General features: G+C 63.8%; 24 protein-coding genes and 1 pseudogene. 12 read left to right on the plus strand and 13 right to left on the minus strand.

Annotated elements, in window-relative coordinates; translation table 11 throughout:
• Nucleotides 1–152 precede the first annotated feature (152 nt).
• From BCCGELA001_RS17800 to BCCGELA001_RS17825, 6 genes are all read left to right on the plus strand, one after another.
• The gene (locus BCCGELA001_RS17800; protein ID WP_060735923.1) at nucleotides 153–1,073 is read left to right on the plus strand and encodes a DMT family transporter; all 921 of its coding nucleotides are present in this window, start codon (nucleotides 153–155) and stop codon (nucleotides 1,071–1,073) included.
• Nucleotides 1,074–1,368: 295 nt separating this feature from the next.
• A complete protein-coding gene (locus BCCGELA001_RS17805; protein ID WP_008563160.1) occupies nucleotides 1,369–1,779 on the plus strand; it encodes a VOC family protein in 411 nt (136 codons plus the stop codon).
• 229 nt (nucleotides 1,780–2,008) lie between these two features.
• Complete coding sequence (locus BCCGELA001_RS17810) at nucleotides 2,009–2,653, plus strand: hypothetical protein (RefSeq protein WP_060735924.1); 645 nt, start codon at nucleotides 2,009–2,011, stop codon at nucleotides 2,651–2,653.
• Nucleotides 2,654–2,798: 145 nt separating this feature from the next.
• Nucleotides 2,799–3,092 carry a hypothetical protein gene (locus BCCGELA001_RS17815; RefSeq protein WP_236840880.1) on the plus strand — a complete coding sequence of 98 codons (294 nt, stop codon included), beginning with the start codon at nucleotides 2,799–2,801 and terminating at the stop codon, nucleotides 3,090–3,092.
• A gap of 283 nt (nucleotides 3,093–3,375) precedes the next feature.
• Nucleotides 3,376–3,654, plus strand: coding sequence for a hypothetical protein (locus BCCGELA001_RS17820; protein WP_060737711.1), 279 nt, complete (start codon nucleotides 3,376–3,378; stop codon nucleotides 3,652–3,654).
• A 339-nt stretch (nucleotides 3,655–3,993) separates the two neighbouring features.
• Complete coding sequence (locus BCCGELA001_RS17825; RefSeq protein ID WP_008563144.1) at nucleotides 3,994–4,500, plus strand: hypothetical protein; 507 nt, start codon at nucleotides 3,994–3,996, stop codon at nucleotides 4,498–4,500.
• A 149-nt stretch (nucleotides 4,501–4,649) separates the two neighbouring features.
• On the opposite strand, the gene BCCGELA001_RS17830 is transcribed toward BCCGELA001_RS17825, so the two are convergent.
• Complete coding sequence (locus BCCGELA001_RS17830) at nucleotides 4,650–5,384, minus strand: transglycosylase SLT domain-containing protein (protein WP_442855170.1); 735 nt, start codon at nucleotides 5,382–5,384, stop codon at nucleotides 4,650–4,652.
• Between the two features lie 267 nt (nucleotides 5,385–5,651).
• Here BCCGELA001_RS17830 and BCCGELA001_RS17835 point away from each other — a divergent pair, with 267 nt between their 5' ends.
• Nucleotides 5,652–6,686: an acyl-CoA desaturase gene (locus BCCGELA001_RS17835; RefSeq protein WP_008563133.1), complete on the plus strand. Its 1,035-nt coding sequence runs from the start codon at nucleotides 5,652–5,654 to the stop codon at nucleotides 6,684–6,686.
• An 87-nt stretch (nucleotides 6,687–6,773) separates the two neighbouring features.
• Here BCCGELA001_RS17835 and BCCGELA001_RS17840 read toward each other — a convergent pair whose 3' ends face one another.
• Nucleotides 6,774–7,802, minus strand: a complete 1,029-nt coding sequence (locus BCCGELA001_RS17840) for a hypothetical protein (RefSeq protein ID WP_008563130.1) — start codon at nucleotides 7,800–7,802, stop codon at nucleotides 6,774–6,776.
• Between the two features lie 403 nt (nucleotides 7,803–8,205).
• On the opposite strand from BCCGELA001_RS17840, the gene BCCGELA001_RS17845 reads away from it, so the two are divergent.
• Entirely contained in the window at nucleotides 8,206–8,472 is a 267-nt protein-coding gene (locus BCCGELA001_RS17845) for a DUF2312 domain-containing protein (protein ID WP_025575662.1), read from the plus strand.
• 210 nt (nucleotides 8,473–8,682) lie between these two features.
• On the opposite strand, the gene BCCGELA001_RS17850 is transcribed toward BCCGELA001_RS17845, so the two are convergent.
• The 6 genes and pseudogenes from BCCGELA001_RS17850 to BCCGELA001_RS17865 all read right to left on the minus strand — a co-directional run bounded on the left by BCCGELA001_RS17850 (nucleotide 8,683) and on the right by BCCGELA001_RS17865 (nucleotide 15,893).
• On the minus strand, nucleotides 8,683–9,414 hold the full coding sequence (locus tag BCCGELA001_RS17850; protein WP_236840881.1) for a phasin family protein: 732 nt from the start codon (nucleotides 9,412–9,414) through the stop codon (nucleotides 8,683–8,685).
• 66 nt (nucleotides 9,415–9,480) lie between these two features.
• Nucleotides 9,481–9,996, minus strand: coding sequence for a ParB N-terminal domain-containing protein (locus BCCGELA001_RS17855; RefSeq protein WP_060735927.1), 516 nt, complete (start codon nucleotides 9,994–9,996; stop codon nucleotides 9,481–9,483).
• A 158-nt stretch (nucleotides 9,997–10,154) separates the two neighbouring features.
• Nucleotides 10,155–10,913 carry a hypothetical protein gene (locus BCCGELA001_RS36000; RefSeq protein ID WP_236840922.1) on the minus strand — a complete coding sequence of 253 codons (759 nt, stop codon included), beginning with the start codon at nucleotides 10,911–10,913 and terminating at the stop codon, nucleotides 10,155–10,157.
• A gap of 96 nt (nucleotides 10,914–11,009) precedes the next feature.
• Nucleotides 11,010–11,132: pseudogene (locus BCCGELA001_RS38865) on the minus strand (hypothetical protein); the annotation flags it as partial.
• 10 nt (nucleotides 11,133–11,142) lie between these two features.
• Nucleotides 11,143–11,976 carry a DUF7946 domain-containing protein gene (locus tag BCCGELA001_RS37135; protein ID WP_144441344.1) on the minus strand — a complete coding sequence of 278 codons (834 nt, stop codon included), beginning with the start codon at nucleotides 11,974–11,976 and terminating at the stop codon, nucleotides 11,143–11,145.
• A gap of 146 nt (nucleotides 11,977–12,122) precedes the next feature.
• Complete coding sequence (locus BCCGELA001_RS17865; RefSeq protein ID WP_060735928.1) at nucleotides 12,123–15,893, minus strand: vitamin B12-dependent ribonucleotide reductase; 3,771 nt, start codon at nucleotides 15,891–15,893, stop codon at nucleotides 12,123–12,125.
• Between the two features lie 770 nt (nucleotides 15,894–16,663).
• Here BCCGELA001_RS17865 and BCCGELA001_RS17870 point away from each other — a divergent pair.
• A complete protein-coding gene (locus BCCGELA001_RS17870) occupies nucleotides 16,664–17,563 on the plus strand; it encodes a DMT family transporter (protein ID WP_008563105.1) in 900 nt (299 codons plus the stop codon).
• Here BCCGELA001_RS17870 and BCCGELA001_RS17875 read toward each other — a convergent pair.
• Nucleotides 17,560–19,800 (minus strand): CHASE3 domain-containing protein, encoded by a 2,241-nt coding sequence (locus tag BCCGELA001_RS17875; protein WP_060735929.1) that lies wholly within the window; start codon nucleotides 19,798–19,800, stop codon nucleotides 17,560–17,562. The genes BCCGELA001_RS17870 and BCCGELA001_RS17875 overlap by 4 nt on opposite strands.
• Complete coding sequence (locus BCCGELA001_RS17880) at nucleotides 19,797–20,219, minus strand: response regulator (RefSeq protein WP_060735930.1); 423 nt, start codon at nucleotides 20,217–20,219, stop codon at nucleotides 19,797–19,799. The genes BCCGELA001_RS17875 and BCCGELA001_RS17880 overlap by 4 nt, the downstream gene beginning before the upstream one ends.
• A gap of 312 nt (nucleotides 20,220–20,531) precedes the next feature.
• Here BCCGELA001_RS17880 and BCCGELA001_RS17885 point away from each other — a divergent pair, with 312 nt between their 5' ends.
• Nucleotides 20,532–20,870, plus strand: a complete 339-nt coding sequence (locus BCCGELA001_RS17885) for a helix-turn-helix transcriptional regulator (protein WP_008563088.1) — start codon at nucleotides 20,532–20,534, stop codon at nucleotides 20,868–20,870.
• A 286-nt stretch (nucleotides 20,871–21,156) separates the two neighbouring features.
• On the opposite strand, the gene BCCGELA001_RS17890 is transcribed toward BCCGELA001_RS17885, so the two are convergent.
• Complete coding sequence (locus tag BCCGELA001_RS17890) at nucleotides 21,157–21,909, minus strand: BA14K family protein (protein WP_060735931.1); 753 nt, start codon at nucleotides 21,907–21,909, stop codon at nucleotides 21,157–21,159.
• A 244-nt stretch (nucleotides 21,910–22,153) separates the two neighbouring features.
• On the opposite strand from BCCGELA001_RS17890, the gene BCCGELA001_RS17895 reads away from it, so the two are divergent.
• Nucleotides 22,154–22,564, plus strand: a complete 411-nt coding sequence (locus BCCGELA001_RS17895) for an NADH:ubiquinone oxidoreductase subunit NDUFA12 (protein WP_008566003.1) — start codon at nucleotides 22,154–22,156, stop codon at nucleotides 22,562–22,564.
• A gap of 456 nt (nucleotides 22,565–23,020) precedes the next feature.
• On the opposite strand, the gene BCCGELA001_RS17900 is transcribed toward BCCGELA001_RS17895, so the two are convergent.
• The gene (locus BCCGELA001_RS17900) at nucleotides 23,021–23,707 is read right to left on the minus strand and encodes a DJ-1/PfpI family protein (protein ID WP_060735932.1); all 687 of its coding nucleotides are present in this window, start codon (nucleotides 23,705–23,707) and stop codon (nucleotides 23,021–23,023) included.
• Between the two features lie 109 nt (nucleotides 23,708–23,816).
• Here BCCGELA001_RS17900 and BCCGELA001_RS17905 point away from each other — a divergent pair, with 109 nt between their 5' ends.
• A complete protein-coding gene (locus tag BCCGELA001_RS17905) occupies nucleotides 23,817–24,755 on the plus strand; it encodes a GlxA family transcriptional regulator (RefSeq protein ID WP_060735933.1) in 939 nt (312 codons plus the stop codon).
• Nucleotides 24,756–25,299: 544 nt separating this feature from the next.
• Here the strand turns inward: BCCGELA001_RS17905 and BCCGELA001_RS17915 are convergent.
• Nucleotides 25,300–26,307, minus strand: a complete 1,008-nt coding sequence (locus BCCGELA001_RS17915; protein WP_060735934.1) for a hypothetical protein — start codon at nucleotides 26,305–26,307, stop codon at nucleotides 25,300–25,302.
• Nucleotides 26,308–26,318: the final 11 nt, after the last annotated feature.

A 26,318-nucleotide genomic window follows, 5' to 3' on the forward strand; every position in this document is an offset into this window, starting at 1 on the left:
TTCGAAATCGACGCTCGATCTCTTTGTGTGAAAGTGCCGGTCATGCACGGATGTCGCTGCGCTCATCCCAGAAGTTGCGCCTTTTTCGCTGCGTGCCAGCGTTGCAGCGATGTGGGTTGAGGCCTCTCGCACGCTGACATAACGCTTCTTCCATGGATCAGCGGACGAGCGGCGCTGACGCTCTCATCGAGAAGAACGACGCAAGCCCGGCGCTGCTCGGCGTCGTCTGCGGGCTGGCAGCGGCGCTGTTCTGGGCGCTCGGCTTTGCGGCTACGCGGCACGGGCTGAAGCTCGGCTTCACGCCGGTCGATCTGCTCGTGCATCGCTATGTCTGGTCGGGCATCGCCTTCCTGCCGCTGGTCTTTCGCACCGGCATCTCCGATCTCTGCGGCATCGGCTGGGGCAGGGGCCTTGCGCTGATGGTGCTGGGCGGTCCGGTGATGGCGCTGATCTCCTACACCGGATTCCTGTTCGTGCCGCTCGGCCATGGCAGCGTGATCCAACCCTCCAGCGCGACGCTCGGCGGCCTGCTGCTCGCAGCCCTGTTCCTGAAGGAGAAGATCTCCGCATCGCGCCTTGCCGGCGCGCTCGTCATCGTCGGCGGCCTCGGCGTGATCGGCGCAGAATCGATCGGCCATATCGGCGCCGACGGCGTGTTGGGCGACCTCATCTTCGTGCTCACCGGATTCATGTTCGCCGGCTTCGGCACGCTGCTGCGCCATTGGCGCGTCTCCGCCGTGTCGGCCGCGCTCGTCATCAACGTGCTGTCGCTGCTGCTCCTGCCGATCTATCTCGCAACCGAGGGGCCCGCCCGCATCGCGGCGATCGGCGTCAGCGAGAACGCGATCCAGGCGCTGGCGCAGGGCGTGCTCGCAGGGCCCGCCGCGCTCTATCTGTTCGCCGTTTCGGTGCAGCGCCTTGGCGTCGCCCGCGCCGCGGTGTTTCCTGCGATCGTGCCGGCGCTGACGCTGCTGGTCGGCTGGATCCTCCTCGGCGAGCCGCCGACGACACTGCAGACGGCGGGCCTCGTGACGGTGCTGTGCGGGTTCTATTTGGCGCAGCGGCAGCGATAGACGCCGATGCATCGCGGCGCGCTCAAACAAGAGGGCCGCCCCGTGGGCGGCCGCTGAAGTCTCAAAGCTGTGATGCAATCGAACAGGTAACCCTGCAAGCCAGCCCCGGGGCGAGAAAATCGATGCGCACTCAAAACGCCTGCCCGGCAACCGCCAGCTTACACAGATTTGCGACAGTGATAAGAAAATAGTTTGTTCCGAAAACGGAACGGGCGTTAGCGTTACCGAAGCCTCGACCGCCAGGTGCGGCACCATCCCGGATTGCGCTGTGCTCCATCCGGACTAGGCTACGCCCATGACCTTCCTGCTCAACATCGACGTTCCCGACGTCACTGCTGCCACGACGTTCTACACGGAAGCGTTCGGCCTCACCGTCGGCCGTCGCTTCGACAGCGGCTTCGTCGAGCTGAAGGGATGGCCGGCGCCGGTGTATCTTCTGACCAAGCAGGCCGGCACGGTGGGCGCCGGCGGCGACCACCGCCGCTACGAACGGCACTGGACGCCGGTGCATATCGACATCGTCGTCGATGACGTCGACGCCGCCGTCGAGCGCGCGCTGCGCGCCGGCGCGATCCTGGAGGTCGCCGCAAGCGATGCGCCTTATGGGCGGATCGCCATGCTCGCCGATCCGTTCGGCCACGGGTTTTGTTTGCTGGCATTCAGCGAGCGCGGTTATGACGCGTTGCTCGGGCCGGATGGTGCTTGAGCTTTGCGGGCCAAAAACATGCTGGGTCGAAAACAACCCCATGCACAGTAGGGAACTCGTTGATATTCTAGTATTCTTAAATTCAGAAATGGAGGAGCGGCTTTTTTGCAGCTCGGATCGACTTCGGTGATCCCGAATCGCGTTTGACTCGTCGGGCAAACATGGGGCATATTGGCATGGTGGCGCCGGTGCGACAGCGGGCTTGTGCGTCGAAAGGCCCCGGAGCGACATGCCGAAAGCACTCAAGCGAAAACTGAAGACCTACCAGACCTCGCTCGGCTTCTACGATCAGGCGATCGCCGCGCCCTCGATGAAGGCGGCGCTCGAGGCCTGGGGCGCCAGCTCCAATCTGTTCCATCAGGGCGTTGCGAAGGAGACCGACGACCCCGACATCGTCGCTGCGACCATGGAGAAGCCCGGCGTGGTGCTGAGGCGCCCGGTCGGATCGAACGGCGCGTTCACCGAAAGCGCGGAGCTGCCGACCGATCTCGCCGAGGATGGCGCGGGCCCCAAGCGCAAGCCGAAGAAGCACGCTGCGAAGGCGCCGAAGAAATCGCCGGCGAAGACGCCGCCGCGCAAGAGCGACGATCAGGCCGCACGCAAGGCCGCCGCGGCGTTCGAGAAGGAGGAGCGGCGGCGCGAAGCCGAGCGCAGGAAAGAGGAGGCCGTCCGCGCCAGGGAGCGCGCGCGCCGGGAGAAGGCCGTTGCGAGTGCGCAAGCCGCGCTGGAGAAAGCGAGGCGGGAGCACGACGCGCGCGCGGAGGCGATCGAGGCCGAGCGCGCCGCGCTGGATGAGCGGGCGGAGGCCGAGCTGGGCCGCTGGGACAAGCAGCGAATGAAGCTGGAGGAAGCGGTGCGCCGCGCGCGGACATAGGCGGGCAGGGCGATCGGATGATGTAGGCAGCAAGCAGCCCGGACGAGCCAACGGGTCGGCGCGAGATCGCGGTTCCATCCCTATATGAGCTGAAGTCCCATATAGGTCTGCGATGTCTGAAAAGTTCTCGAAATCCAAGACTCCGATGATCGTGCGCGCGCGCCGCGCGCCGCCCGTCCTGGTGTGCCGCAAATGCCTCAAGCGCAGCGACGAGGGGTGCGACGTCGGGCGTGCACTGAAATCCGAACTGAAGGCGAATAAGCGCGACGGCATCAAGCCGGCCAAGCTGATCGTGACCGGATGCTTCGGCCTATGTCCGAAAAAGGCCATCGTGATCGCGAGCGGCGCCAGCCTGGCACGGCAGGAATATGTGCTGGTTACGGGCCGCGGGGAGGTGCCGCGGGCGCTCGCGCTGCTCGGCGGCAAGCGCTGCGAGTGAGGGCGCAGCAGGCGAGCAAACGGTCCGTGCCCCGGATGCAGCGAAGCGCTTCCTCGGCATTGCAGGCCAGCGGGTCCGCGCGAAGTGCGGCCCGATGACGGGCGACGCGGAGCTATCCAGCGTCCGGCCGGAGAGGGATTCTGGATTGCGTCGTCGCTTCGCTCCTCGCAATGACTGTGGAGAGGTCAAGGGCCGGCATCGGTCGTTTCCGCAAAGTTCGCGCGCAAATCCGCTTGCCTTGGCTTGCGTCGTTTTGCACTCTGGCGGCAAGGAGACCAATGCAATGAAGAAAATGACCATCGCCTATGCGCTCGGGACGGCTCTGGTGGCGGGGAGCCTTGCGACATCGGCTGTCGAGGCAAAGCCTCGGAAGCAAGTGGTTCGCGCACCGCAGGAGAGGCTGATCGTCACGGCGCCCGTCCTGCGGCCGACGCCGTGGGATTACAACATCGTTCCGCGCTATCGTTATCGCCCGGAAGACGACAAGGTCGATCCCTACGGCCCGCCGCTGGTGCCGTCTTATGTTCGCTATGAGGGATGGCGTTGGCCGTATTGGTGGTGAATAGCATCGCGTTCTGCGGCAAATGGTGATCGGCCGGCGACGGACGCCGAGTTGAGCTCGCACGCGGCGTCAAGCTCCGGCCGTTGGCTCGATCTGAGCCCGATCATGCCGCCGATCGATCGGGCTTGTGTCCCGCTTACCGGGTGGATTCTTTCGAGAAACGCCAGTCTTCGCGCAGGTTGAAACCAGTCATTCAACCATCTTTGCGTGCGTCGCTCGGCGACGGGAGAAAATGGCAAACCTAAGACTGTCAAGGATAGATCGGAGTAGAACGTCGGTTGTCCCCGTAATAAACAAAAGTGTTTGGGGGTCCGGGGCGCGTATTGAGAGGATCAATCCATGGCAAGTGTTGAAGTATTGCACAGACGCGAAGGCGTGAACCTCCTTCAACTGGAGGCGGACATTGCTTCGGGACGTACGGAAAACCCGATCGCTTCCCTTTCTCTGCCCGATTATGTCGAACATACCGAGGGGGTGTCTCGCGTCGGCGCGCTCAGCGCAGAGGCAGTCATTCGCGACTATGAGTTCGCAGCGAAAGAGATCGAGGCCATGGGCGCGGAGTTGATCGACGCCGCGCGGAAGTGCGAGGCGCTGACAGCCCAGGTCCATGACGCCATCGCCTTCATGCGGGAAACGGCGGCGGGCTATCGTGAAGAGGGACGCAAGATCTTCAAGCGCATCGAAGAATGCGCGATGTTCACCGAAGACGTCCGCAAGACATGCGAACAGGTCAAGCGCAGAATGACTGAAGGCTCGGTAGGCCCGTTTTCAGATGACGAGCGCGAGCCCGAAGAGCCCAAGTTGAGCGGGATCGCAGCCCACGTGTCGTTGAACGAAATACGGTGAAGTGGGCGTAGGGGGAGTTCGTAGGATGGGTAGAGCGCCTGCGAAACCCGTCGTCGCGCGCAGCGTCGATGGGTTCGCTTCCGCCTTTGCTCGGTGAGCCAGGGCGGACAGGTCGCTCCACTCATCCTACGCCCTGCGACACCCATGGCCTAATCGCTGTCATCCGCAGCAAGCCGTTGAAACCGCCGCTTCATTGCGTTGACGCGGGCGATGTAGCCCGCAACCAGATGATCGCCGCAGCGCTCGCCTGGTATCATCTGGAACTTGCGGCGCGCGTACGCTGTGGCCGGGCCGGCGCCGCAGAGATGAATGAAGGCGGCCAGATCCTGCTTCTGCTGCGCACCTGGCTTGGCATCGCCAGCGAGGCCGAGAACCATCGCGCTTTGCCGGTCGAGATACACCGATGCCAGCTCGATGGCATGGCTCGGGATCGTGCGAATATAGAATCCCGTGAAGCCGCATCCGGTATTCGTGACGGCGTTGCCGCGAATACAGAATCGCGCGGCTTCGGCAAAGGCGGGACCCGTCATCTGGAAGAGGCCGACGGCGCTTGAGGCGGGGCGGTAGATCGCGAGCGGATTGAGGCTCCAGCGCCAGCGCCAATAGGTGCGCGCCACCGGATTGCCCGAGCTCTCGACCTGCGCCAGCGCGGCCAGCAATTCCGGCGCGATCGCAGCGGTCGAATGCTTGCGGAACAGCGGCCCGTAGCTCGCCCAGGTCTCCTCCGGCTCCTTGTCGAGCGCGTGGCCGACGACGGCGAACAGTTCGGTCGGCTTGCGGATGATCTGAGTGACGATGTTGATGAGCATGACGGCCGCGAGCAGTATGGCGGTGCCGCCCGCGATCCGGACCATCCGCGGTGATCGCTTGACGATCTTGCGCATCCACCGGACGCCGCGCCGGAGCTTGCGAAGGCGAGAGCGGAGGCGTCTGCTTGTCTTTGCCATGCCGTTTCGAACGTGCGATCCACGCAGAGTTGGCCTTGGTTAACGCGATCAGCGACGCCTGGAAATCAGGCTCTTTCGCTTTGACTGCCCGCGTCCAGCCCGCAGCTCCGCACTTCTACGGCCGATCGCGTCCTTGCGAGTGACAACCCGTGGCTGTACGCTGCGCTGCAGAAGCGTTAATTTTGCGTCAATGGACTGGCTGGAATGACCGTCATCGAAAGCGTCGCGCCGGAGCAGGCTGCGGCGGCGAAACTGCCACCGGGCGTGGTCGTCGAGGGACCGCTGGTCGATGCCAAGTTTCTCGATTCCTATATCGGGTTCGGCTTCCTGGTCGGCGGCTCGATCGCGGCGCTGATCTGGGTGTTCACGCAAGGGATCGGCTGGGTGGAGATTTCGGTCTTTCTCGGCATGTTCGCGCTGACCACCGTCGGCATCGGCTTCATGCATCGCTATTTCGTGCACCGCAGCTTTCGCTGCGGGCCGGTGATGCGGACGATCCTCGCCGCCATCGCCACCATGACGGTGCAGGGGTCGATCCTGAAATGGGTGAGCAACCATCGCCGCCACCATCTTCACTCCGACAAGCCCGGCGACGTCCACAGCCCTTACTATGACGGCAGCGGCAACAGCCATGTCAGCTTCCGCAAGGGCATGATGCATGCGCATGGCGGCTGGGTCTGGGACCGCGAGACCACCGACGGCTCCTATTACGCCAGGGACATCTTGGCCGACCCGATCGCCATGTTCTTCACCAGGACGCGCTGGTACTGGGTCGCGCTGTCGGCCGTGATCATTCCGGGCGCGATCGGCTATGCCTTCGGTGGCGTGCACACGATGATCGGCTGCGTGCTGTTCTCCGGCCTGTTCCGCAGCTATCTCATGACCATGGCGACCTCGCTGGTGAACTCGGTCTGCCACAGCGACGGCCGCTGGGGCTACCGCCGCTTCGAGACCCATGACGGCACCACCAACGAGCTCGTGACCTCGCTGCTCACCTTCGGCGAAGGCCTGCACAACAACCATCACCGCTTTCCGCGCGACGCCTATCTCTCGCATGCCTGGTACGAGATCGACATCAACGGGCTGATCATCCTGGGGCTGGGGAAGCTCGGCCTGGTGCACGACATCGTCGGTGTCGGCAAGCGACAGCTGGCTGCGGATGCGGAGCAGGGCGGAGCCGCCGAGAGTCAGAATGCATTCGACGGCGCTGCAGAAGACCTTCGCTCGGCCGGACGGTAGACTTGCGCAATTAACACCCGCGGACTGGAGCCGCAGTTCGGCCTCGATCAATCGTGCGTTGGGAAAACTAGCCGGCGCCTTGTCGGCTCACCAATCCGGATCGCCGTAATAGGGATCGGCCATATAGGGCGGCATCCAAGGGCCTCGCGGCGGCGGTCTGGGCCGTCGGGGTTCGGCCGCCGGTACGCGCGGGCGGGGATGCGCAGCCGCATCATTGTTCACCGCGCTGCGCACGACCGGCTTGGGGGCTGCAGGGGCGGAAGCCGCCGATGACGCGCCCAGTTGCGATTGCAGCGCCTGGACCTGCGCGGCGAGGCGCGCAATGTCCGCCGCATCCTTCTCCTGCGCCGCCTTGAGCTGTTGGATGGTGGCCGCCTGCTCGCGCAGGGTCTGCTCGTTGCTGCTCTTCAGCTGCTCGAGCTTGCCGCTGATGCTTCCAAGCTCGCTCGTGATGGCCTTGAGCGATTGTGCGAGCTCGGATGATGACGCCTCGGGCGCCGCGGCGGCAGGCTTTGGCGCGCTTTCGATGTCCTTGGCATCAGGCGGGGCGGGCACCGGGCTCGAGTCGCCTGCAGCAGCCAGCAGCACGACCGGCGGCTGCGCCGGATTGTCCGGCGCTGACGCCTGCGGGGGCACGCTCGCGGCCGGCGGAGCCCATAGCGCCATGATCGACTTGCCGATCGATGTGGCCTCGTCGCCATACTGCGAAGCGACGGCGGCACCGAGCAGGCCGATGGCCAGCACGAGAATGATCAAGGCGCGCATCATGGCCCGGTCTCCCCTCAGGCCCTGATCGCGAGGCTTGGTGTTTAGAACTTTGGCGTCCGGCGGCGGCGTCTTGTCTCCGGAAGTGGCAGCTGCCGTCGCGGCGGCGCTGGCGTACGAGGTCCGCGGAGCTTCGCTGCTGCGTTCCATTCCGGAAACCAGCCGGTCCAGCCGCGCAAGGTCCTCCTCTGCGCTCTTGATCCGGTCATAGGCCCGAGTCAGCCCGCTATCGGCGCGCGCCTCGTCCGGCTTGGCGGTGTCAGGCTTGGCCGCGTTATCGGTCTTGCCGGTATCAGGCTTGCCGGTATCAGGTTTGGGGTCGTTCGTGTCAGGCACCGATGCGCTCTCCATCCGGTCGGGCGTCAATGGGAGGCAGTCCGATCTCCGGAAAGGATAGGTCTCGCCGCTGTCAGACACAACGCGTATGGCGAGGAAAAATTATGGCGAGCGAGGGAGTGGGGCGGGGCGTTAGTGGCGCGACTGGACGAGGCGCAATCTCTCGCCGCGCCGTTGCCGCAGCCGAAATCGATGCAGCGCAACCCGTGTGCAGGCGAGAGCCAGTCGAGGAAGACTTCGCCGAGCGAACGGATTGAGACTCGCTCACTTGCTTAAGGCGGCACCGTCATCGAAGCGAAGCTCGGGGATGGAACGGCTCTCTCCCCGTTCATCGACGGGCAACACGCGGCTTGCGAGGTTAAGACATTGGTCATTTCTTTGCGGTCATTTTCGCGACCTCAGTCAGCAAAGAGGCACCATGTCCGACATCACCATTCCCGGCGGCAAGATCCGTTCCTTCGTCGAGCGGATCGAGAACCTCGACAGCGAAATGCAGGAGTTGAGCGAACAGAAGAAGGAAGTCTTCGCGGAAGCCAAGGGCGAGGGCTTCGACGTGAAGATCCTCAAGGAGATCATCAAGCTGCGCAAGGAAGACAAGAACGAGCGCGACGAGCGCGAAAGCCTGCTCGACCTCTACATGCGCGCGATGGAGACGGCCTCGCCGGAGCAGGCGAAGGCGGCGTGAGGGGAGCGCTGATCTGTGAGGAGAGGTGGCCGCAGTCCAGGGATTGCGGCTACCGGCCTTGATCCTTGCGACCGCTCCAGCAGTCGCATCGAGCGACCAGCTCGTAGGATGGTCGAGCGGAACGAAGCCCATCAACGAATGATGGGCTTCGCAAGGATATTGCCCATCCCAGGGGCTTCCGCCCCCTGGTGCCGGAATAGGCCGCTGCCGTTAGTGACCTAGCGCGCGGATTTCGAGCGTCGTTTGGGTGAGCTTGGCCACGAACCCCTCAACATGCATGACCCTTTGTCTGGTCAATTGCTCGTGCAACTCGGCGATCTTCAGGGATTCGGCGACAAACGAGTCGCACGCCTGTTTCGCGTACTCCATCTGAAGCTCAAAGGCTTCGACGGGTGAACGCGCCATCGCGAGCTTTCCAAGGAAGCTCCAGGCTTGCTCGAGCGACGTCCTGATGGAGTCCCTATAGGCATCGGCAATCGCCTGCGTGCTGGCCTCCAAGGGTTCGACCGGTGCGACGGGCGGGCTTGCAGCGATCTGCATCCCGGAAGCCTCGTCCGGCAAGGCTGCAGCCGAAGGTATCTCCGCACTGATCTGTGGGCTCGGCTCTTGCTCGATCTTTTGCTCGGTCTCTTGCCTGTTCTCCGCCGAGGCATCCGGCAATCGATGCGCTGCACTTGCGGGTTGCTCGCCGGCCACGGCGCGTTGTCCCGCCTTCTTCTTGCCGCCGCGCCGGCCGGATTTTCCCGTTGGCTTGTTTCCCACCGCACTCAACATTGCAAATGGCTCCTGAATATCGATGAAGCCGCGAGCCTCCGTCGCGTTTGCGCTGAAATCGCGATTGCAGGCTGTCGCTTGCGTGGCGGCCATGTGGTGAGATTTGGCCGCTGCATCTTCGATGCATCCGGCAAGCTCGTAGGATGGGTAGAGCGAAGCGAAACCCATCAACAGCCGTCGCGGAATGATGGGTTTCGCAAGGGCTCTACCCATCCTACGAACCGGAGCCGGCTATCAATAGCGGCCGCCGCTGCCCTTCTGCTGCGTGATCCAGTCCGACAATGATTTCGGTTTCGATTTCGCAATCCGACTCGCCGATGCCTTCGCATTGTCGCGGACGCCGTTCGCCGGACGAGTGCGCGACACGTCCGTTGCGCTGACCCTCTTCGAGCCAGCACTCGCAGCCTCCGCGGCTTCCTTCTCCAGGCGCAACTGTCTCAATCGCGCCATCTTGAGGCGCTCGGCCTCGACTTCGGGCCGTTCGGCGAGCTGCGGCTTGTGCTGAGCAAGCTCCGCCGACACCAGGACGCCGAGAATGGTCGTCTCGCCGAGCGCCTTGCAGGCCTCCAGCCGATGCAGTCCCTCGACCAGAACGAGGCGGTCTCCGTCGCGCCAAACGAAAATGGGGGACTGTTGTCCGATGTCCAGAATACTTTCCGCGATCTCCGCGACGGTATCGGGCCTGAGGGCCTTCTTCTGCTTCGTGGGAACGAAGATGTTCTCGATCGGGAAGCTTTCCGGTTTGGGCATAATCTGACTCCGCTTCTACCGGGCCCGTCGGAACCCATGCCGGTGAGGGTGGGAGTTTAGGAGGGGAGGGCTCGACTGCAAAGGCAATTTCCGAGGCACGCCGCGCCTTGTTAGGTTTGGCAATGCTCAACCATCTTGCGGACGTGTTCGACAGAGCATTATGCGCCGAACCTTGGTCCTTTTATGGGAAAGTGAAATGCTCGTTTAGTTGCACTCTCAATTGGCCGATCTAAGAATGCAAATCCGTCTACGTTCCGAAGAAGATTGAGCTTCCTTTTTTCTACATAGTCCCTCTGCATGGGCCCAAACGGGTCGTCCGCTCGCGGTCGTCCGGTCCGATAGAAATCTGCAAAATCTTCCAGGTTAGATTTCCGCCAAGCGAAGCCGTTGCCGCAAAAGACGAGTACTCCCGGACCATTTCTAACGCCTTTCGCTGCAGCTAGGCGCTCCTCGAATGCCAGCGTGTATTCTAGAAAATGGGCGCGAGACTTAAACTCATTCGAGTAGATCATTCCGCCCATGCCTTCTTTTGTCACCATGTACTCAAAATTCGCCGGATGAAACTGCCTGCGTCGAAGAAAATCATCCCATGCAATGTCTGAGACGTCGGACTTTGGTCGCACGGTTTTGACCTCAACGTAGAGATTGTCATTTCCGCGATCTACGACGAAGTCGATTTTGCGTCCGTCTGCGAGAAGATCTGGTTCATATTGTATCGTTCGCCCTGCGAGAGCCTCATCGTCGAGCAGTACCGATGCGACTGCTACTTCATTTATCTTCTCTGTCAGTTGCCTATCGTCCCGTCTTGGATCGGCAAGACATGACGCGACTGCAGATTCAAATTGGTCCCAAAGAATTTGACCGTTGGCAACGCGTGTGTCTGGTCCGGCTATTAAATCTCGATAGTTGTTGCGCACCCGTTCGGCCAGCCATGCGATGTCAATCTGAATAAAAACAACCTCAACTAGGTGTGATATCCTTCGAAGGGATCCTCTGGTTGCCGTCGTATCGGGGACGTCTACTATTCGGCCGACTTTGCCGAGCCCAAGGCCGCGGAGAATCTTTGTTACTCTCTTGCGTTCGTGGCATCGTATCGGGCTTCTTGTTTGCTTGATGGTAAGAAGCATTCGACACATGAGATGGCTCTTATTGTTCAACGAACCAGGCGTCGAGCACGACGTAGCGTTTCACTCGATCATCAATGTCTCTATCGGCAATGAATTTGATCATCACGTCCTTGTTGAGTGCCTTGCGCGCATATCGATCAAGGCTCGTCGAGATGTTGCCGATCGTGTGAGGTTCTGCGTGGCGGTGAACAACGAACGGCACGGTCTTTCCAAATTCGTAGTCGAATACGCGGCCGTAGCGCGTGTTTACGTTGAACATTCCGACGCTAACCAGCTTCGTGTTCGGAAGTTCATCGCTGATCGTGGTAGTAATATAACGCTTTGTATTCTGATCGAGATTTACGATATTGTGGCTGCCCGTGATGAGAAAGATCTGATGCGCGCCCTGGCCGATGGCTGTGTGAGCCTCCCGCGCCGGCGATTCAATTGCATCAACTAATGCGTCGAGGTCGCCGCCGCGAATCTCGCTCAAGCGAGCTAGCTGAGGTGTTTCAGGCTGCGCGTCCTTTCCGACTACTCGATTGAAGCAGTATTTGATTCCGTCCCAAATGAAGTTTGAAAATACGTTCAATGTAACAGCACCGACTAGTCCCGAAATGGCGAGCATCTCAGGGTTCGTGGTTGCGAAGGTGATGAGACTTTCGAAACTTCCCGGTCTAGGCGGGTGAAGGTAGAATCGTATGTTGTCTGAGAAGGGCGCTCGTTTACGAATTTCGCCTTCCGCAAGATAATTTCCGATAACGACGATCGATCTGGCCAAGCCTCTTAGCGATACGCTCCCTTCATACGCAGGGAGCACATGGCTTTCGGCAGTATCCCCTGTGAACTTAATTACCAATTCTCGATCAGCCATTTTCGCGTCCCCCCGGACTCAATCTTCGCGCAAGGGGAGCGTAGGCGCAAGAGAACAACCAAATAGGAAGGGCGGCCAAAGGCCGCCCTTCATGGAATCCCCCGGTTACGCCGGGGCCTAACTTACGACGGTCGGCGCCTACCCCCTCACGAACACCCCGTCGTGCTCCCGCAAGTATCGCACTTCATGCAGGTCCCATTCCGCACCAGCGTGAAGTTGCCGCACTCGCTGCACATCTCACCCTCATAGCCCTTGGCCTTGGCTTCCGCGCGGCGCTCGGCCTTGGTCGGAGCCGCGACCGTCGCGGCGCTGCCGGCCTTGCTCCACTGCAACTGCTCCAGCTTCTCCGTGGGGGAGAGGTCGTGCTGGACTTCCTGCTTCAGGGCAACGGCGCCTTCGATGGCATCGCCGGCGCGGGCTGACGCGCCGTGCGCCAGCGCCGTGACCTTGCTGCCGCCGGAGGGCGCGCTGTCGTTGCCCTGGCTGATCGCGGTGGTGCCGCCGCGCATCACGACCAGATTGTCCGTGCGCGAGCGGGTGAGGCCGCGCGAGACCAGCTTGGTGGCGTGGTGGCCGCCGTCCTCGTCCGGCTCCTTGCCTTCCTCGACGCCCTTGCCGAGCGCGTCGAAGCCCGTCTCGTTGGGATCGACATGGGCGAGGTCGAAGCGCGACAGGTAGCTCACCGCGAGTTCGCGGAAGACGTAGTCGAGGATCGAGGTCGCGTACTTGATGCTGTCGTTGCCCTGCACGGGGCCCGCCGGCTCGAAGCGGGTGAAGGTGAAGGCGTCGACATATTCGTCCAGCGGCACGCCGTATTGCAGGCCGAGAGACACCGCGATGGCGAAGTTGTTGATGAAGGAGCGGAGCGCCGCGCCTTCCTTGTGCATGTCGATGAAGATCTCGCCGAGACGGCCGTCGTCATATTCGCCGGTGCGCAAGTACACCTTGTGGCCGCCGACGACCGCCTTCTGGGTGTAGCCCTTGCGTCGGTCAGGCATCTTCTCGCGCTCGCGCATCACGATGATGCGCTCGACCAGCTTCTCGACGATCTTCTCCGAGACCTGGGCGGCACGCGCCGCCATCGGCTTCTCGTAGAGGGTCTCGACCGCATCGTCCTCGTCCTCATCGTCGCTGATGAGCTGCGAGTTGAGCGGCTGGGAAAGTTTCGAGCCGTCGCGATAGAGCGCGTTGGCCTTCAGCGCGAGCTTCCACGACAGCATGTAGGCGGACTTGCAGTCCTCCACCGTGGCGTCGTTCGGCATGTTGATGGTCTTGGAGATCGCGCCCGAGATGAAGGGCTGCGCCGCCGCCATCATGCGGATGTGGCTCTCGACCGACAGATAGCGCTTGCCGATCTTGCCGCAGGGATTGGCGCAGTCGAACACCGGATAGTGCTCGGCCTTGAGGTGCGGGGCACCTTCCACCGTCATCGCGCCGCAGATGTGGACGTTGGCCGCCTCGATCTCGCGCTTGGTGAAGCCGACGGCTTGGAGCAGGTCGAAGCCGGGGGCGGCGATCGCCTCGGCGCCGATGCCGAGCTGGTCGCGGATGAAGTCCTCGCCGAAGGTCCACTTGTTAAAGGCGAACTTGATGTCGAAGGCGGTCGGCAGGGCCTTCTCGACCTTGGCGATGGCTTCGTCGGTGAAGCCTTTTGCCTTGAGGGTCGAGGCGTTGATGCCGGGCGCGTTGGAGAGCGAGCCGTGGCCGACGGCATAGGCTTCGATCTCCGCGATCTCGCTCTCGCGATAGCCGAGCGCGCGCAGCGCTGCGGGGACCGCGCGGTTGATGATCTTGAAGTAGCCGCCGCCGGCGAGCTTCTTGAATTTTACAAGCGCGAAGTCGGGCTCGATGCCGGTGGTGTCGCAATCCATGACCAGGCCGATCGTGCCTGTGGGCGCGATCACCGTGGTCTGGGCGTTGCGATAGCCGTGCTTCTCGCCGAGCTCGAGCGCCGCATCCCAGGCCGCCTTGGCATGGGTGACGATGTCGGCCTGCGGGCAGGAGGCGTGGTCGAGCGGCACCGGGTTGACGCTGAGTGCCTCGTAGCCGGAGGCCTCGCCGTGCGCGGCGCGGCGGTGGTTGCGGATGACGCGCAGCATGTGCGCGGCGTTCTTCTTGTAGCCGGGGAAGGTGCCGAGCTCGGCGGCGATCTCCGCCGAGGTCTTGTAGGTGATGCCGGTCATCACGGCGGTCAGCGCGCCGCAGAGCGCGCGGCCTTCCTTGCTGTCATAGGGCAGGCCCATGGTCATGAGCAGGCCGCCAATATTGGCGTAGCCGAGGCCGAGCGTGCGGAACTCGTAGGAGAGCTCGGCGATCGCCTTGGACGGGAACTGCGCCATCATCACGGAGATTTCGAGCACGAGGGTCCACAAGCGGCAGAGATGCTCATAGCCCTCGACGTCGAACAGCTTCGTCGTGGTGTTGTAGAACGTCAGCAGATTGGCGGAGGCGAGGTTGCACGCCGTGTCGTCCAGGAACATGTATTCCGAGCACGGATTGGACGCGCGGATGTCGCCGGACGCCTTGCAGGTGTGCCAGTCGTTCATCGTGGTGTTGAAGTGCAGGCCGGGGTCGGCCGAGGCCCAGGCGGCGTAACCGATCTTTTCCCAGAGGTCGCGCGCCTTCAGCGTCTTCGTCACCTTCTTGGAGGTGCGGGCGTTCAGATTCCAGTCGCCGTCGGTCTCGACCGCGCGCAGGAAGTCGTCCTTCAGCGAGACCGAGTTGTTGGAGTTCTGGCCCGAAACCGTGAGATAGGCTTCGCTATCCCAGTCGGTGTCGTAGGTGTCGAACGCGATGTCCTTGTAGCCCTGCTTGGCGAACTGGATGACGCGCTTGATGTAATTGTCGGGCACGAGGCTGCGGCGCGCGAGCTTGATCTCGCGTCGCAGTGCCGGGTTCTTCTCGGGGTCGAAGCAATCGTCGCCCGAGCCTTCGCAGTTGACGCAGGCCTTCAGCACCGCCTTGAGGTGCTTCTGGTTGATCTTGGAGCCCGTGACGAGGGCGGCGACCTTCTGCTCCTCCTTCACCTTCCAGTCGATATAGGTCTCGATGTCGGGGTGATCGACGTCGACGACGACCATCTTGGCGGCGCGGCGCGTGGTGCCGCCCGACTTGATCGCGCCCGCTGCGCGGTCGCCGATCTTGAGGAAGCTCATCAGGCCGCTCGAGCGGCCGCCGCCGGAGAGCTTCTCGCCTTCGCCGCGCAGGCGCGAGAAGTTGGAGCCGGTGCCGGAGCCGTATTTGAACAGGCGGGCCTCGCGGACCCAGAGGTCCATGATGCCGCCCTCGTTGACGAGATCGTCGCCGACGCCCTGGATGAAGCAGGCATGCGGCTGCGGATGCTCATAGGCCGACTTGGACTTGGTCAGCTTGCCGGTGAAGGGGTCGACGTAATAATGGCCCTGGCCGGGGCCGTCGATGCCGTAGGCCCAGTGAAGACCGGTGTTGAACCATTGCGGCGAATTCGGCGCGACCATCTGCATGGCGAGCATGTAGCGGAGCTCGTCGTAGAAGGCCTGGGCGTCCTCGTCGGTGGAGAAATAGCCGCCCTTCCAGCCCCAATAGGTCCAGCAGCCGGCGAGGCGGTCGAACACCTGCTTGGCCGAGAGCTCGCTGACATAGCGCTCGTTCTCAGGGAGAGCAGCGAGGGCGTCGGTATCGGGCACGGAGCGCCACAGGAAGGAGGGGACGGATTCCTCCTCGACCTTCTTCAGGCGCGCGGCAACACCCGCTTTGCGGAAGTATTTCTGGGCGAGCACGTCGGAGGCGACCTGCGACCACTCGGTCGGGATCTCGACATTCTCCAGCTTGAACACGACCGAGCCGTCGGGATTGCGAATCTCCGACGTGGTCAGGCGGAAATCGATTCCCGCGTAAGGTGACTGTCCTACCGTGGTGTGGCGCCGCTCAATCCGCATGGTCTTGCCCCGTCCTTTGATCTCTTGACCGAACCGCCTCCGTTCAGGCGTCCGGTCGACAATTCGTTTGGCGAACCCTTGAAGGGCCTCATAGCCCCCAGAGGTTTCGCAGTTCTGGCCGGTGGATCCGGCTCACTTTCTCCCGGCGACGGCCCGGTGCGAGCACCTTGCATCCGCCGGCATGTCCAGACCCGTCCGCCCCCAAGGGGATGGGTCCGACATGCGTTCAACGCCCCACAACGTCACAACTTCTACCGATGCCATGCGAGCCTGTTGCCGGCCCGTTTGGCGCCCGAAAAGTCCGCATTCCGAGGGCAGACAAGCCCTCATCCGCTGCCTTTGGCTGGCTGGGCGGAGCTGAAATTTGCGAGACCCTTTGGGGGAGTGCCGGCGGGACGCAAACTCACTCGCGCCGAACGGACCGAAAGCTAGGACTCTCCGTTGCGCCCGTCAAGAACTAGTGCGAGTTCCTGAATCAAATACTAAATATGGTGGATTGCGGGGGATAACAGGGGTCCGGGCCGCGCCTGTTGTGGAGGCAAGTATCAGTGAGTCCTCAGAGATTCCCAACCGAAAAAATTTGCGCCCCGCGATGATGCGGAGCCTTCATCCCGCTGTTCACAGGGCAGGTATATTTTTGAGCCATGGGATTGCGTCAGCAGGACTCACGTAGCCCTACGGAAGGTGAGGGCAGGCATGCCCGCCGGGGTGGTGGTTTGCGCGGCGAATCCGCGCCAAGCTGACCGCAAGATTTTTGCCGGACTGCCCCAATGCTTGATTCGACCCACCGGGATGCGCGCGCGCGCATCGCCCCGGCCGGCCTGATGTTCCTCGCGATCACCTCGATCGGCTGGGGCTTCAATTGGCCGGTGACCAAATTCCTGCTCGCCGAGCTGCCGCCGCTGACCCTGCGCGGGGTCACCGGCGTGCTCGGCGCCGTGCTGCTGGCGCTGCTTGCCGTCATGCGCCGGCAGAGCCTGAAGGTCGACCCAGCGATCTGGCCGCGCCTCCTCACCGCTGCCGTGCTCAACGTCACCGGCTGGATGGTGCTGATGGGGCTGGCGCTGCTCTGGCTGCCGGCCAGCGAGGCGGCGCTGATCGCCTACACCATGCCGGTCTGGGCCTCGATCATCGCCTGGCCGGTGCTGGGGGAGCGGCCGACGGTGCTGCGCACGCTGGGGCTGGTGATGGCCTTTGCCGGCCTTGCCTCGATCATGGGCGGCAACGGCATTGCCGCCAGCGTCGAGAAGGCGCCTGGGATCATCATGGCGCTGTGCGGCGCGTTCGGCTTCGCCGTCGGTACGGTGTTCTCGAAGAAGTACCCGATCCACTTGCCGCCGCTCACGGCCGCGGCCTGGCAGATCGGCATCGGCTGCCTGCCGATCTCGATCATCGGCCTCCTGGTCGAGACCACGCATTTGTCAAACGTGACGCCGCTCGGCTGGTGGCTCTTGGTCTATTCGACCGTGGTGCAATTCTGCATCGCCTATGTCAGCTGGTTCGCAGCGCTCGCGCGCCTGCCGGCTTCGGTCGCCGCGATCGGTACCATGGCGGTGCCGGTGATCGGCGTCCTCACGTCCGCGATCGCGCTCGGTGAGCCGCTCGGGGCAGGGCAGATCGCAGCGCTGATCTTCACGCTGGCCGCGGTGGTGCTGGCGACGCGGGGTTAGTTGCCCAGCGCCTTCCGGATCATCTCGGCGAGCTGGTTGCGGCGATAGGGCTTCGTCAGCAGCATCACGCCGTCGTCCAGCTTGCCGTGATGGACGATGGCGTTGTCGGTGTAGCCGGAGGTGTAGAGCACCTTCAGCCCCGGCCGGCGCCTGGCCACCTCGTCGGCGAGGTCGCGTCCGCTCATGCCGCCGGGGATGACGACGTCGGTGAAGAGCAGGTCGAACTTCTGACCGGCGTCGATCAACTCCAGCGCGCTTCGGCCGTCGGATGCGGCCACCGTCTTGTAGCCGAGACTCTGGAGCTGTGCGGTGACGAAGTTGCGCACCAGGCTATCGTCTTCGACTACGAAGATGGTCTCGGCGCCGCCTTCGGCCTGCGGCGCGACAGGAGCGGCCACGTCCGCCGTGGCTTCGCCCGGCGGCAGATAGAGCTTGATCGTGGTGCCGTGGTCTTCCTCGCTGTAGATCTTGATGTGGCCGCCGGATTGCTTGACGAAGCCGTAGACCATGGACAGGCCGAGGCCCGACCCCTTGCCGACCTCCTTGGTGGTGAAGAACGGCTCGAACGCCTTCTGCTGGGTTTCCGTCGACATGCCGGTGCCGGTGTCACTGACCGCGAGCATCACGTAGGGACCCGGCGTCACGTCCGCATTGGCCTGCGCATAGGCTTCGTCCAGCACGACGCGGTGGGTCTCCAGCAGCAGCTTGCCGCCGTTCGGCATGGCGTCGCGGGCGTTGATGGCCATGTTGAGCACGGCATTGGTGAGCCGGGACGGATCGATGTGGCTGGTCATCCGTCCCTGTTCGAGCACGGTCTCGATCTGGATCTGCTCGCCGAGGGTGGGGCGCAGGAGTTTTGCGATGTCCGCGACGGCGGCGTTGATCTCGACGTTGCGCGGCTGGAGCGGCTGCCGGCGCGCAAAGGCGAGCAAATGCTGGATCAGCTCGGCGCAGCGCTCGGCGGCATCGTCGATCAGGCGTGCGGTGCGCTGGAGCTCGGGCTGGCTCTTCAGGCTCTCCACCAGCGTCTCGGTGTTGCCGGAGATGACCGTCAGCATGTTGTTGAAGTCATGCGCGACCCCCCCGGTCAGCTTGCCGATCGCATCGAGCTTTTGCGACTGATACAGCTGCCGTTCGGTTTCGCGCGAGGTCGTTGCGTCGTGATAGACCAGCACGGCGCCGGAGACATTGCCTTGTGCGTCCAGCATCGGCCGGCCGCTGATCATCAGATGCCGCGGAGGATTGCCGCCATGCGGGCGGACGATCATCTCGAGTTCTTCGAACTGCTCGCCGCGCAGCACGCGCGTCGACGGCAGCTCGTCGGCCGCCAGCGGCGTGACGCCGTCGCCATGGAAGACGTCGGACAGCGCACGCAGATTCTTCAAGTTCATGCCGGCGCGATGCAGCAGCATGCGCTCGGCGGCCGGATTGGACAAAAGAACATTGCCCTCGGCATCGATGACCAGCACGGCCTCCGCCATGCTGTGGAACGTGCTTTGCAGCACGTTGACGGAGAGGCGCAGCTCGTCATGCGCGGTGACCAGATGCTCGGTGCGCTCGGCCACCGCCGCGGCAAGTGCCTCCTTGGCGGCCGTGGTCTCCATCAGCGTGCTCTTGAGCGCGAATTCGGTGCGCCGGCTTTCGCGCATCACCATCACGACCAGCAGCAGGATCACCAGCGCGCCAGCCACGTCGATGCCCAGCAGCACGATGCCGGTGCGGCGCGAATCCTGAGAGCGCTCGCTGAGCAGGCGTTCCTCAGCGGCGCTCAATTTATCCAGATTGCCCATCACCGTATCCATCAGGCCGCGGCCCTCGGCCCTGCCTTGGAGCGCAGCGATGCCGGCGAGGTCGTTCGCGGCGCGCATGCGCATGGCTTCTGCGGCGATCTCGATCCGGCGCAGCGCCAGCGGCTCGGTGCCCTCCATCAGCGCGACCTGATCGGGAATGTCGCGCACGCTCCGCTTGAGATCGGCGAGCGCCGGCGCGATCTGGGCACGCACCGCCTGGAACTCGTCGTTGAAGCCTGCGCTGCGATAGAGCTCATAGCCGCGCGCAGCGCTCTCGGCGCGGCGCATCAGCACCCGCAGGTCGGAAATCTTCTTCTGCACCTGCACGGCGTGATTGACCCATGCCGCATCGGACCGCGACTTGACGTCGAGGGCGATCGAGGCTGCGGTGATGATCAGGAGGATGGCAAGTCCAGCACCGAGAATGACGCGCTGCGTTGGGATCAAGGGGCTTCTTTCTTGTCCTTCGGCTGTGCGCTCTCGCCCATACCGGTGAGGCATTCCCGGATCGTGGTCAGCAGCGCGTCCGGCGTGAACGGCTTGCGCAAGCATCGGGTCGCGCCGAGCTCCAGCGCCATGCGGAGAAAGTCGGGCGAGGGCGATGCCGACGAGGCGAAGGCGTAGCCGGACATCGCGATCAGCGGCGTGGCCGGCGCGCGCTCGTGAAAGATGCGGATGGATTCGAAGCCGCGCATATGCGGCATGAAGATGTCGACCAGCATCACGTCGAAAACCCGTGTTTCGAGCGCAGCCAGTCCCGTTTCTCCGCCGTCCGTCAACGTGACGTCGAAGCCCTGACGTTGGAGGAGGACCTCGATGGTCGCGCCGACCATCGGATCGTCATCAACCACGAGGATACGCGGCATGACTCTTCCCAGCAAATCGAAGTCCCCGAAAGGGTGATATCCGCGAATCGCATGCCCGGTCAATTTTGGATTGGATCAATGAGGATATGCACGGCGTGGTGCATAGGAGGCCGACCTGCGGGTTCCTCGAGCCTGGTACGAACGCCCATCAATCGCGACATTTCGATGAAAATCGAGGCAGACCGAGCGATCCGCGCTGCGAAGTCGTCGACCGGGGGCGAACCCGCTGCGGTCCGGCGCCCGGTGAAAACTCACGGACTCCATGTCGCTCGGCGCGCGTCCAGAACGCGCTCGGGCGTGAGATCTGAGTCCGTGATCAATGCGCACGGTCTCACCCGACTGGATGCCGGCGTGAAGGTTGCGGCGGTGCTGTTGTTCGTCGTCGATCCCTCCAACCAGCGATCGATCCCGCTCGAGCAGATCATGGATGCCTACGGTCGGACCCACGCCGAGGCGCGAGTCGCGCTCGCCTCGTCGTCCGGCAACACGACCATTGGGACCGCGCAGTCGCTCGGACTCTCGTCCAACACCATCAAGACTCATCTGCGCCGCGTCTTCGCGAAGACGGCGACCGGACGCCAAGCCGAACTCGCCGAGCTCATCGCCGCCCTCGTCACCGTTCGGATCGGAGACATGGGTCCGCGAGATTAATCCATCACGAGGCAGCGATCATGCGCCGATCGTCATTTTTTCATGGCGCCCGGGTTGCAGGACGCGGGACGAACTCGTGGAGTTCGAAAGGTTCGAGGCTATTGCACCGCTCAAAGAAGGTGTCCGGCATGCTCGTCGAGGGTAGGCCGCTGACGGCGTGCGAGCAGCTTAGGCTGGAGTTCTCGCAAGCTGGAAAGCCCCACGCGGTTCGCCAAAAAGCGTGAGCGGCGCCGGGAGTCGCCGGCGCCGCTCACGAATTGTTTGTGCATCGATCCGTCAGACCGCGTTACGGGCAGGGATGACGCCGGCCGTCGTAGCCAAGATAGGTGCCCGAAGCCGGGTCGTAGGACTTGTAGCGCTGCGCGCAATAGGCGGAGTCACCGCCGCCGTCCTGCACCACCGCCACCGACGGCTCGTCATAGTAGCTGCCGTAGTAGTAGGGATCGTCGTAATAGCCGCCATAGCCATAGCCGCCGCCGTAATAGGCGTACGAGCCGAGGCCCCCGAATGCCACACCCGTTGCGAAACCAGGCCAGAAGCCGCCGCGACGATGATGGTGATGCCAGTGGCGGCCGCCCCAGTTGCTGCCGGTCTGCCAGTTGCCCGCGGTTGCGACGCCGCGCGTCCCGCTGAAGGACGGCGAAATGCCAGGACGGGCAGCCGCTGCTCCTACGAAACTGCCACCGGTCGGGCGTGCTGCGAAACTGCCGACGCCCGGACGGGCCGACGCCGCTGCGAATCCACCGCCGCTCGGACGGACTGCAGCGCCGGCTGCAAAACCACCGCCGCTCGGACGAACCGCTGCGCCGCCTCCGAAATTGCCACCACCTCCACGGAACGCGGCGCCGCCGCCCATCCCGCCACCGAAACCGCCGCCGCCCATGCGGGCGCCGCCTCCGCCGAAATTAGCACCGCCGCCCCCGCCGCCGACATGGGCGCCGCCGCCAATGCCAGGACGACCTTGAGCAAAGCTCTGGCTCGCCAGCGGAAGGACCAGCGCCACGGCCGCGGCGGCACTCAAAACTTTCAGACTGTTCATGATCAAACTCCTTTTCCCGCAAGCCAACCCTACGAAAAGCCGGTGGTTCCTTGGATCACGCCAGTTTGCGTACAACAGGAACGTCGCACCCGACCGCTGTATCTTGCATGAACGGATCGCGCCGGTTTTGCGGCAGCTTTCCGTGCCCAGATGCCCGATTTGCGAACGGAAAGGCCGCGCCGCCGAACTGGACATTTCGGTCCCCGGATGGCATCAGGACCCCACGAAGCAGGGCCCTTGCCGCATGAAACAGTTCTTCCTCAAGTTCTTCACCTGGTGGAATGGCCAGACGTTTGGCACGCAACTCTGGACCAGGCGGTACGGGGAGCTGGTTGGCCAGGACGAGCAGGGCAACCTCTATTATCGCACCCGCGGCGGGGCGATCGATCCGACGCTCGGCTTCGAGCGGCGCTGGGTGGTCTATAACGGCTATGCCGAAGCGAGCCGCATCCCGCCGTCCTGGCACGGCTGGATCCACCACGTCATCGACGTGCCGCCGACCGAGGCCAATTACCAGCCGCGCGAGTGGGAAAAGCCGCACCAGCCGAATCTCACCGGCACGGCGAAGGCCTACCGTCCCTCCGGTTCGACGCTCGCCAGTGGCCGGCGGCCGAAGGCGACCGGCGATTATCAGCCCTGGACGCCCGCCAACTAAGCATTTGCCCGGACGCAAATCGTCGTCGCGGCACTGGATGCACGCGCATCCGTCTCGTAACGCTGTGGACAACGGGAACAGCGGGGATGCCGCCTGCGCGGCCGTTGCGCTCACACGAGCGATGCGGCTCAATCATCCCATCTTACGGAGATGGGAGACCATCGCGTTCGGTTCGGGCAACAGTTCGCGACTGTCCCGAAATGCAGCAGCTGCCGAGGAAGGACTCGATCGGGAGATAGGCCCCCGGTCTGGAAGCTCCGAAATCGCCCGATGGAATGTGCAGCCGCCGTAAGACAGGAAAGGCCGCTTGGGAAACCGAGCGGCCTTTTTCTTTTGGGGTGCACAAGGTCCCGTGCTGTAGAGCCGGGTTCATGCTGCAGCGACCATGTTTCCCGGGTCCCGGCTCTGCGCAGCAGCGCTACGCGCTGCCGCGCGTCCGGGACACGAGAGCGGAGGCTACGTCACCCGCGCCGCCGCGCGCTTCACCGCCTCGAGGCGGCGGGCGTGGTTCTGCGCGCCGCGCTCCTTCAGCAGGGCCAACACCTCAGCGGGCGCCGTGTCGGGTGAGCCCGAATTGAACGGCGGGGCGGGGTTGTATTCCATCTGGAGCTGGATCGCTTCCGCCGTGGTGCGATCGGCCATGATCGACACCAGCGTCAGCGCGAAGTCGATGCCGGCCGTAACACCGCCGCCGGTGATGCGGTTGCGGTCGACGCAGACGCGCGTCTTGGTCGGCATCGCGCCGAACTGGCTGAGCATCTCCATCGCGCTCCAGTGCGTGGCAGCACGGTAGCCCCTCAAGAGTCCGGCGGCGCCGAGCGCCAGCGATCCCGTGCAGACCGACGTGACATATCTGGCGCCTTCGGCCTGCCTGCGCAGGAAATCGAGCACCTCCGCGTCGTTGAGCAGGTCGTTGGTGCCTTGGCCGCCGGGCACGCAGATCACGTCGAGCTGGGGGCAATCCACAAAGGTCGTGGTCGGCGTCAGCGTCATCACGGAATCGCTCGGCACCGGTTCGATCCGCTTCCAGATCAGGTGCAGCTTCGCGCCCGGAAGCATGGCGAACACCTGCAAGGGGCCGGTGAAGTCGAGCTGGGTGACGCGCGGAAACACCAGGATTCCGATCTGAAGCGGTGACGACATGGCGGCCTCCGAGATTGAGCTTGACGGGAGCAGGATGGCATGGTGCCCTCCTGTCCGAAATGGCATAATTCCCTCACTTTCGGACATCAGTTGCTTTCGGACATGACCCATGATCGGCATCCTGATCTTCCCGGACTTCCAATTGCTCGACGCGGCGGGGCCGATCTCGGCCTTCGAGGTCGCCGCGCGCTGCCTCGGCAAGCCGCCCAACATCCGCGTGCTTGCGGCGAAGGCGGGATTGGTACGCAGCTCGTCTGGCGTCGAGATGATGGCGCGCGATTTCAAGTCGGCGAACGCGATCACGACGCTGGTCGTGGCCGGCGGCGCGGGGGTCGCGGATGCGGCGCGCTGCGAAGTCACGCGCGCCTTCGTGCAGCGGCTGGCAAAGCGGGGTGTGCGGGTCGCGAGCGTCTGCTCGGGCGCCTATGTGCTGGCTGAAGCCGGCCTGCTCGACGGCCGCCGCGCCACCACGCATTGGGGCCGCACGCGCGATTTCGTCGCGCGCTATCCGAAGGTGAAGTTCGAGCCGGACCAGATCTTCACCCGCGACGGCAATGTCTGGACCTCGGCGGGCATCACGGCTGGCATCGATCTCGCGCTCGCGATGGTCACCGAGGATCACGGTGAGGAGATCGCGCGACAGACCGCGCGCCATCTCGTGCTCTATCACCGCCGCAGCGGCGGCCAGTCGCAATTCTCCTCGCTGCTGGAGCTGAAGACGCCGAACGGGCGCTTCGGCGCGTTGTTGTCCTGGGCACGCGAACATCTCGATGCACCGCTGACGGTGGAGGACCTCGCCGACCGCGCCGGCATGAGCGCCCGGCACTTTGCCCGCGCCTTTGCCGCCGAGACCGGCACGACGCCATCCAAGGCGATCGAGCGCCTGCGGATCGAGGTCGCGCGCGAGCGTGTGCAGTCCTCGCGCGAGGCAATCGAGCGCGTTGCGGAGGTGACGGGCTTCGGCGATCCCGAGCGAATGCGGCGCGCCTTCATCCGCGCCTTCGGCCAGCCGCCGCAGGCGCTACGGCGCGCGGCGCGGACGAGGTAGGGCGTGTGCTCGTCAATCCGGAGCGCGAGAGCAAGCCGCGTTTGCCACTGGAAGAGACAGGGCTCTGGTACATTGGCGCAGACAAATTGCGCAGCAGACAAAGGAGGCGCGCGGCAGATAACGGGCAACGCCCGAGACATGCGCTTCAACTCAGATGGCAGCTCCGGCCAGCAAGAAAGCGCCTCCGAGCGCGACCATCACAAGTCCAGGCCAGTTCGATTTGATGTCGAAGCCGCTGCCTGGCCTTTCAGGCTCCAGAGTGTCACGCCCGGAGCGAAGCCACTTTCCACCGCTGAATCGGCTTCGCCAGATGGGCTGGAACGCCATTTGGAGTACGCCGACAAAAACAAGGAGCACACCTAGCCATATGAGAGCCATGCTGACCTCCTCTAGCCGCGAACGCCGATAGGTTGCTGCGCCGAGAACTGGGGCACTCTACCCTTTTTGGGCGGGGCAGACACGAAATTGGCGGTCAGCGGCATTGCGAGGGGACCGCCTGTCCGAGTTTCCTTCGAAACGAGATATCCGGTTCATCAGGACTAGCTCAGGTGGTGCTATTTGCCGCCGCCCCGCGCGACGTATCCGCCTGCGCAATCAGCCGCCGCGCGATCGGCATCAGCAGATAGGGCGCGAGGTGAATCGGGAACTGCGTCAGCGCGAAATAGAGCCAGGTCGCCTGAGGCAACGCGCCCGCGGTTGCCGCCAGCATCAGGCCCAGATTGCGCTGTGACACCATCAGGCCGAGCGCGAAGGCGCGCTCGGTGCCGATGCGGCGGAACAGCAGCGTCGTGACCGCGAGCAGCACGAAGTAGACCGCAAAGGCGAGCAATGCGACGGCGATCGCGAACAGGGGAGCGGCGATGAAGTTGGTTGCGACGTCGCCCATCACCGCGGAGGCGAACACCAGAAGGATGATGATGTTGAGGCCGTCGATCGGCTGCTTGTGGCGCTGGATCGCCGCAGTGCCGAACATGCGGCGGATGACGGTCGCGGTCAGCAGCGACGCGGCGAGGATGCCGAGCAGCTTGAGGCCGAGCGTGGCCGGCGAGATGCTGAGCATGCCGCCGAGAAACAGACTCGCGAACAGCGAGGCCGTGAAGGGCACCAGCGCGGTCGAGGTGACCAGCGTGACCAGCACGAGCGTTGCATCGAGACCCATCAGCGCGGCAAGGGCCGGTGCAGCCATCATCGGCGAGGCCATGCCCTGGAGCATCAGCGCAAGCGCAAGGCCCGGTGAACTCGTGGTCAGCCTCGTCGCGTAGGCGGCGAGGGCGACGATCAGCGGCACGCCGATCGTGGTCCAGGCCGTGGCGGCCGCGATCAGCCCCGGCCGGCGCAGGTGCCCGTAAAGCGCCACGAGATCGACGCGCATGAAGGAGATGCAGAGCAGAAGGAAGATCGCCTCGGTGACATAGGGGCGCAGCAACGCGCCGAGCGGCGGCACCGCGACCGCGACGAAGGCGATGGCCGCCACCGCGCGGGTGCCCTGACCGCCGAGCCATGTCAGTCCGCGTAGGGGCAGGGCGAGGGCGTTTCGAAGAACGGACGACATGCGGATCGCCG

Source organism: Bradyrhizobium sp. CCGE-LA001 (assembly GCF_000296215.2).
Taxonomy (GTDB): Bacteria; Pseudomonadota; Alphaproteobacteria; order Rhizobiales; family Xanthobacteraceae; genus Bradyrhizobium.